Origin of the sequence: Acidipropionibacterium jensenii DSM 20535 (assembly GCF_000425285.1) — a bacterium.
In the GTDB taxonomy this organism is placed as follows: Bacteria; Actinomycetota; Actinomycetes; order Propionibacteriales; family Propionibacteriaceae; genus Acidipropionibacterium; species Acidipropionibacterium jensenii.
Genome location: NZ_AUDD01000027.1, coordinates 20,314 through 27,183, shown reverse-complemented (window position 1 = coordinate 27,183; position 6,870 = coordinate 20,314). Strand labels below are relative to the sequence as shown.

The following is a 6,870-nucleotide window of genomic DNA, read 5'->3' as shown; positions in this document are numbered from 1 at the left end:
CACCGCCGGCACCAGTCGTCAGCCTCGACCACCCGGCAGGCCACCACGGCCCGCTCGGCGGTGATGTGCTGGCCGACCACCTCCAGGCCCAGCTCATCGAGACAGCAGAACGTGGTCAGGTCAGGGGCGGTGAAGGTAACGTGAGACATGAGGGCCTTGTGGTGCAGGAACGGGACTTGAACACTCCGATCCTTCCGCAGGGCCCTCCCCCACGCACCCCGTCCTCACAGCGAAGTGACAACCGATCCACACACAGTCAAGCCACAACTACACCCTGGATCCTGAAGAGCCCGTTCTCTCCTGTGGAGGAACCCTTCCTGGTGGGAAGGTCCTGGGCGACATCCACTCGACAGCAGCAGGTGCCGGATGGAATCGCGTTGGCCTGGTCAAGCACTCCTGAGCACACCCATGCGACCTCTCCTACGATTGATGGCGGCCTGCACTGCTCTTTCCGTGGTGGTCGGCCTGTCGGCCTGCACCGGGGCGACCTCACCCCTGCCCAAGACGTTGAAGGCGGTCCCGGCCGATGCCGTGCTGGCCGTGGCGATCTCGCCGAATCCCTCCGACGCGCCCATCGACCTGCACCCCAAGGGCTACATCGCCTTCGTCGGTGGCAGCGCCAACGACTACATGAAGACCCCCCACCAGGGCGAGCAGCACGTCAAGCTCGCCTTCGGACGCGACGGTGAACTGGCCTTCACCGACAAGGACGCCGTCCACACCTTCGCCACGTCGATGACCGGCAGGAAGCGAGACTCCCACAGCCAGTACGGCGCGTTCGGGACCCCCTACCAGCTGGATGACGGATCCTTCGCCTATCTCTACAACATCGGTTTCGGTGACAGTCTGACCTCCTACAGGTACGGCATGGAGTTCAGTGGTGACCATCCCGGTCTCACGCTTCCCTGGACTCCGGCGATGGGGGTGTGTGACGGCGTCCTGACCGGGATCAGGCTGATCCCCAACACTGTCGACACCCAGTACGAGAGCTACCGGTTGTTCACCATCGGGGCCGACCTGAAGACCATCCGCTATCCCGGGCCGGGGACCCCGTTCGCCCTGTTCCGCAACACTCAGGACGGGCAGGTTCCCTGCCAGGGCGGCAAGTTGTACATCAGGCGGCTGTGGAACGCGGACTTCCCCGAGCTGCGCACGCACACTCCCAGGTTCAACAACGAGCTGACCGTCTTCGACGTGAGGACCGGCCGGGCCCGGAACATCGTCATGAAGTATGCCGACGGCAGCCCAGTGCGCAACGGCAACAGTGGTGATGACATCTCCGTGATACACAACGGCCGTTACATCTGGAGGTCCTTCAAGGGTGAGATCTATGCCACGAGCATCGCCGACGGCACCACGACCATGATTATTGACACGAAGCTGCGCGGGCAGCAGAGCAACGTCACGTACACCGGCGAGAGGATCTATGCCCTCGACAAGGAAGGCAAGAGCAGCAAGGGTGAACTGCGGATCTACTCCCTGGACACCGGCAGACTTCTGCAGAAGATGCCGACCCCGGCCCTCGACAAGGCCTACGACAAGTCCGGGGACTCGGCCATCACGGGGATCGCCGCCAGACCAGACCACTGACGCGGCTGGGGCCGGCCCCGTCCCAGCACAACAGCACACGTCGTTGAGCGGTCCATGATCGCGAGTTGCCGTCGACGTGGCTCTTGAACTCGGGGTGCCTCTCGAGTTCGCAACCTGTCTGCTTGAGCGCAAGGCTGCGGCCGAGGAACTGACTGCCTGGCGGGAATCGGAGGTGACCCGGCTTGTCCAGGACGTCTATCAGGGCCTTGACTGCGTATCGCAGGTCTGTTGTGCTGCCGCCCGGAGGACCCGGCCACCCTCATCATCTCAGGCGGTGAAACCGCACCGATCGGAGACTCGAGAACAGCTGAGACAGATCTCGCAGCGGACTGCCGTGGGGTCATGGCGCGGTGGGACCGCATCGTGACGGATCGGGGCGTGTGTCTGATCCTCTGAGGAGCAGGATCGCGTTCTTGTCGAAGATCACGTCATAGCCTGAGGACACCGCCGATTTCAGGACCGTGCGGGGATCATCGAGTCCTCCTCCGGTGTCTGGCTGTGACATGTCGAGGAGGATGTATGCGGGTGCCGGAGTTGTTGTACCGGGAACCGTGACACGGTTCGACCGGGTGAGTTGTGTGACGAGTCTGTCGTCGGCGGTGACGCACACATCGGCCGGGATGAGTGCCAGGGCCTCTCGAGACGCCTGGACGGATGGCGAGCTGTGCGCGGCAATCTGTCCCGGGAGTTGTGCGAACGGTTCAGCGAGGGGGTTCGCCGTGTGGACCACCGGGACGGTGATGGCAAGCGCGGCGAGCATCGCCCAGGACAGGGGAGTCCGACATCGGCGCACCGGCCGTGATCCGAGTGCGTCGACGGCGGCGATGAACAGGATCAGGAAGATGGGAGCGTTGTAGTGAAAGCGGGGCTCCCACAGGAGCTGTCGCGAGGACCAGAATCGTTCGATGATGAGCGGTGTGGCTGCGATCCATCTCGGTGAGAGAAGAAAGAGGCAGAGCAACGGAAGTGCCAGCCAGCCGATGGTCTGCCGCTTGGTGGCATTGTCCACCACGAGGTGGAATGCGCCTCCGGGATGGGTGAGGATCGACTGGACCATGGCTGACGGTCCTGTTCCGAGATCGGGATAGTCCCAGTAGCCGTAGCTCCCACCGCCCGAGAAATGGGGTATGAGAACGCCGACGACGAGGACGAAGGAGATCGCTCCTATCAGGGCCATTGCAATGCCGACGGTGAGTTGTTGTCTGGTTTCAAGGGGCTGAGCATGATCGCGGTGGGGTTGCACGATCCAGACGATCCCCAGCATCGTGACGACAAGTCCCATGTCCTCTCTGACGCCGATGAGAAGAATCGACCATGTGAGGAACGCGGCGGGGTGCCTTCGATCCAGAGCGTCGAAGGCCAGACACAGCAGCGGCATCGCCAGGCAGATCTCGTGGAAGTCGAAGTCGATGAGCCCTTGCAGGGGCCACGACACCATGAAGATCATCACCATGAGACGAGACAGGACCGGTCCCATTCTCCGGTCGCACATCCTCACGAGCACGGGTACGCAGGCCGCTACCGCCAGTGCTTGTCCCAGAAGTAGGACCCGGGGATCATCCCAGAGCCAGTAGAAAGGGGAGAATACGATCAGTAGCGGGTGGAAATGGTCGCCGAGCAGATTGTACTGATACCCCTTGATCGGCGCGAAGGGTGGTTTCAGGTGTGCATAGTTCCGCACGGCCTGATCGAAGATCCCCAGATCGTAGCCACCGGTGCGGAACTGGGCATATCGGACCATGGAGTACGTGGCGTACAACCCGGCAATGACGAGTGTCAGTGTGGTCGTTGTCAGGGCGTCGACTGAGGAGTCATGTCGTGAAGTGAGTCCGAAACGCAAAAGGCGTGTCCGCTCGTCTTGGGTCTGAGTGTTGCTCACGTCTTCTTCCGAAGTGGATCGATTACTCACACCCAATTCTATGCGTATCGGGTGTGCAACCACAATGTGAAATGGCCGCACGCCCGACAGCAAACTGTCCATCGAGTTGGAGGAGAGCTACGTGGAACTCGACTTCGCTAGCGTGTCAGGTATGGAGTTGAGGCGATCACGCTTCCATTCTTACCCGCTCGCAGAACTCCCTGACACTTTCCCTGTGAACCGACCTGGAAAACATAAGAGTGCGTGGATCCCGAACTGGCGACGAAGGACCCCTTGTCGCCGAACTTCTTTCCGTTCTTGCACCACAGATTGAAGTCGAGAACCACCTGGTCACCCTTGCTCTTCATGTACTGGACATCGTAACCGTCAGAAGCCCAGCGTATACAGAACGCGCCATTGGTGAGCGAACTGCAACTCCATGTTGCAGCTTGAGCAGGTGTGGTTCCGACGGCGAGCCCCCCCACCAAGCGCCAGAACCGATGCCAGAATTCCAGAACTAAGAGATTTGGACAGTTTCATGATGCCTCCACAGTGTGCTTGAGTCTCCAATGCCTCGGACTGAAGGTAATCCTCCTATGTCGCTGCAGTCAACGGATTGTGAGAAATTGACCAAAAGACATGAACGCTCGACCGGATCGACGACTGTTCCTATCCAAAAGTTGTTTCCGGCCACCGGCCATCTGTGCTTGGGAGAGATATGTCGCACTGTCAGTCACAGGCCCGCCACTGCCACGCCCGGTCATGGCACTGTCACGCTGGTGCTCTGGGGTCCCGTCAGGATCTCAGCACGACGAGCGGGCGCTCAGGCCGCCACCGGGTCGTTCTTCCGCGATGAGCTCTTCTTCGTGGCCGCCCGCTGCAGGGCCGAGGCCATGAGGTACAGCCCCTCCCGGTTGAGGTGGCGGGAGTACCGCGAGTCCAGGTAGAGCACCGGGATGTCGCCGGCCGCCTCCAGCAGCGCCGGATCCAGCAGCTCCTTGATGGGCCCGGCACCCCCGCCGTAGACGTAGACGGCCTCGGTGGTCGCCCCGGCCTGGGCCAGTACGTCGGTGAACGAGCTGACGATGTCGGAGACGAGGTAGCGCGACTCCTCGGTGACGTAGCCCTGGGCCCTGTCCCACCGGCCCCGCTGGAGCGGGGAGGGGTGATGGGCCAGGAAGTCGGCCAGCTGCTTGCGGCTGGAGAACGCCAGGGTGCGGTCGGACTCGCTCATGCGCTCCATGGCATTGATGAGCGCGGTGCCGTAGCCGGAGTTGAGGGTGGCCGAGGCCTCGGCGTTGAACCGGCCGGCCGAGAAGCACGGGAAGTTCGTCGTGCCCTCCCCGACGTCGACGCCCACGGTGTTCTCCACGGCGACCAGGTCGGCGGCGGTGACGCCCTCCAGGGCACCGGGCTCCCGCGAGCGCAGGTCGGCCAGCAGCAGCGCCGCCAGCGGCTCGCCCTTGTCGGTGATGGCGAACTGGGCCGACGCGCCCTCGGCCATCACCTGAACGTCGGTGAACCGGAGGCGCACCGAGACCGGTGTCGAGAAGTTCTTGATCGTCACCAGGTGGACCCCCGAGGTGAACTCGGCGGCGTAGGAGGCCCGGCGGGCCACGTACTCGGTGATGGGCAGCGCCAGCCCGGCGCGGACCTCCACCTGCAGCTCGTGGTCGGGCAGCACCTGGTGGGTCCGCACGTGGTCGCGCAGCGCCTTGGCCGCGAAGACGCCCAGCACGAGCACCTTGGACAGCTCCTGGTCGGCCGTCGAGTGGGTGCTGAGCACCTCGAACTCGGTGAACTTGGAGCCGCGGAAGCTCAGCGCCGCCCGGCCGTAGATGCGCCGGTCCCCGACGGCCACCAGGGGAGTGGTGAGCGAGGCGTCGAGCCTGTTGTAGAAGTCGTCACCCTCGGGACCGTCGCCCAGCTGGGCCAGGGCCGCCTCGTCGGGCACCGGGACCTTGGGTGTCGACCGGCTGGTCGAGACCACCGCCGAGGGCATGTCGATCTCGTCGATCGCGTCGGTGCCCTCTGCCATCAGATCAGTGTCGGCCACCAGGGCCTTGACGTAACCATTGCCGACGTCGATACCGCCGACCAGATGAATGATGTCGTCACTCATGAGTGTGAATTGCCTTTCCGGGCGTCAATGGGGAATGGGATGTCAATGAATGGGTGCGGGATCACTGGCGCGAGGAACGCAGCAGTTCATTGATGTCGTCGACACTGAACTGTTTTCCCGGCTCAGAACTATTGACGTCGACGACCGGGTCGTCGCCGTCGGCGGCCGGCGCATCCACGACGTCATCGGCGATGGGAGACCCACCCGCCCCGGCGTCATCGGAGCCGGAATCGGCATCCGGATCGGGCCGGGAGGGGGCCGGCGGCGGCGGTGCTGCCGGGGACGCGACCTCGTCGGCCTCGTCGTCCTCGTCGATGTCGGGAGACTCCTCGGCCACGGGGGTCGGGACGGCCGGAACGACCGGTACCGCGCCGGCGGACTCGGCCGGAGGACGGCCCTTGCGCGGCTGCTGGGCCAGCGGCCGGTTGGCCAGGTCCAGGTAGCCGTCGCGCTCGATGGACTCCCGGATGAGCGCCCTCAGCGACTCCGAGATCGAGTCCTGGCACTCCAGCCAGGTCGCCACCGATGTGTCGGCGATGGGGTAGGAGAACCGGACGCCGACCACCCGGTGGCCGGGCTTGCGCCCACGACGGGGCCCGGAGGAACTCTTCGCGTCGGCGGGCGCACCGTTACGGGCCCGCCCCGACGACGCCTGACGACCGGCGGTCACGATCGCACCCCCGTCGCCACCTCGGGGCGTGCCTCGCGCGCACCACTGGAACCAGGTGCCATGACGATCTCCTTGTCCGCACGGTGGTGCTCAGGACCACGGTGCTGCTCCGCGGGCAGGTCCCCGACTGGACCGCCCGATCATCTAAAGATCATTATGCCATCATTCCGATGTCAATGGAAATGATCTGAAATGGCATCCAGGAGCACTTCTCAGCACATCCGATCACATCTGAGCACTCAATCGCACGCCTGCTCACATCCACGGCAATGACACTGCGGTGGCATCAGAACGTCATTCCGTTGCCACGACGAGGATCGGAGCGTCATCCATGCAAAGATCCGGCACCCATGTGGCAATGACGTGACAGATCAATGACAGAGCGCTGCCACGGGCCGCCGGCCGGCCAGCCATGCCATCGGAACAGCATCGGAACGCCACAGCAATGACACCCGCGTGACGTTCCGGCGACACGGCTCAGACCGTGACAACGCCGTGCCACCGCAATGACAGTGGAATGCCGCAGAAACGGCATCCTGATGCTGCTCCAGCGCCACGAGGGCGCACAGAGGTTGCGGTGCACCGCAATGACAGCGACACAGCACCGCAACGTCACACCAGCGACACGAC

General features: G+C 63.7%; 4 protein-coding genes and 1 pseudogene. 1 reads left to right on the top strand and 4 read right to left on the bottom strand.

Features of this window, described 5'->3' with window-relative positions; all coding sequences use genetic code 11:
• Positions 1-149: pseudogene (locus tag H590_RS18465) on the bottom strand (ISL3 family transposase); the annotation flags it as partial.
• Between the two features lie 280 nt (positions 150-429).
• Between H590_RS18465 and H590_RS0112185 the strand changes: the two are divergent.
• Complete coding sequence (locus tag H590_RS0112185) at positions 430-1,590, top strand: hypothetical protein (protein ID WP_126412650.1); 1,161 nt, start codon at positions 430-432, stop codon at positions 1,588-1,590.
• 340 nt (positions 1,591-1,930) lie between these two features.
• Here H590_RS0112185 and H590_RS0112180 read toward each other — a convergent pair whose 3' ends face one another.
• From H590_RS0112180 to H590_RS0112170, 3 genes are all read right to left on the bottom strand, one after another.
• Positions 1,931-3,469, bottom strand: a complete 1,539-nt coding sequence (locus H590_RS0112180) for a DUF2079 domain-containing protein (RefSeq protein WP_161626027.1) — start codon at positions 3,467-3,469, stop codon at positions 1,931-1,933.
• Between the two features lie 802 nt (positions 3,470-4,271).
• Entirely contained in the window at positions 4,272-5,570 is a 1,299-nt protein-coding gene (locus H590_RS18460) for an acetate and sugar kinases/Hsc70/actin family protein (RefSeq protein WP_028703749.1), read from the bottom strand.
• A 61-nt stretch (positions 5,571-5,631) separates the two neighbouring features.
• Positions 5,632-6,240 (bottom strand): hypothetical protein, encoded by a 609-nt coding sequence (locus H590_RS0112170; protein WP_126412649.1) that lies wholly within the window; start codon positions 6,238-6,240, stop codon positions 5,632-5,634.
• Between the last annotated feature and the right edge of the window lie 630 nt (positions 6,241-6,870).

Excerpts from the sequence above, each read along its gene's own strand:
- H590_RS18460 (WP_028703749.1), bottom strand. The coding sequence starts at position 5,570 with ATGAGTGACGACATCATTCATCTGGTCGGCGGTATCGACGTCGGCAAT.
- H590_RS0112185 (WP_126412650.1), top strand. The coding sequence starts at position 430 with ATGGCGGCCTGCACTGCTCTTTCCGTGGTGGTCGGCCTGTCGGCCTGC.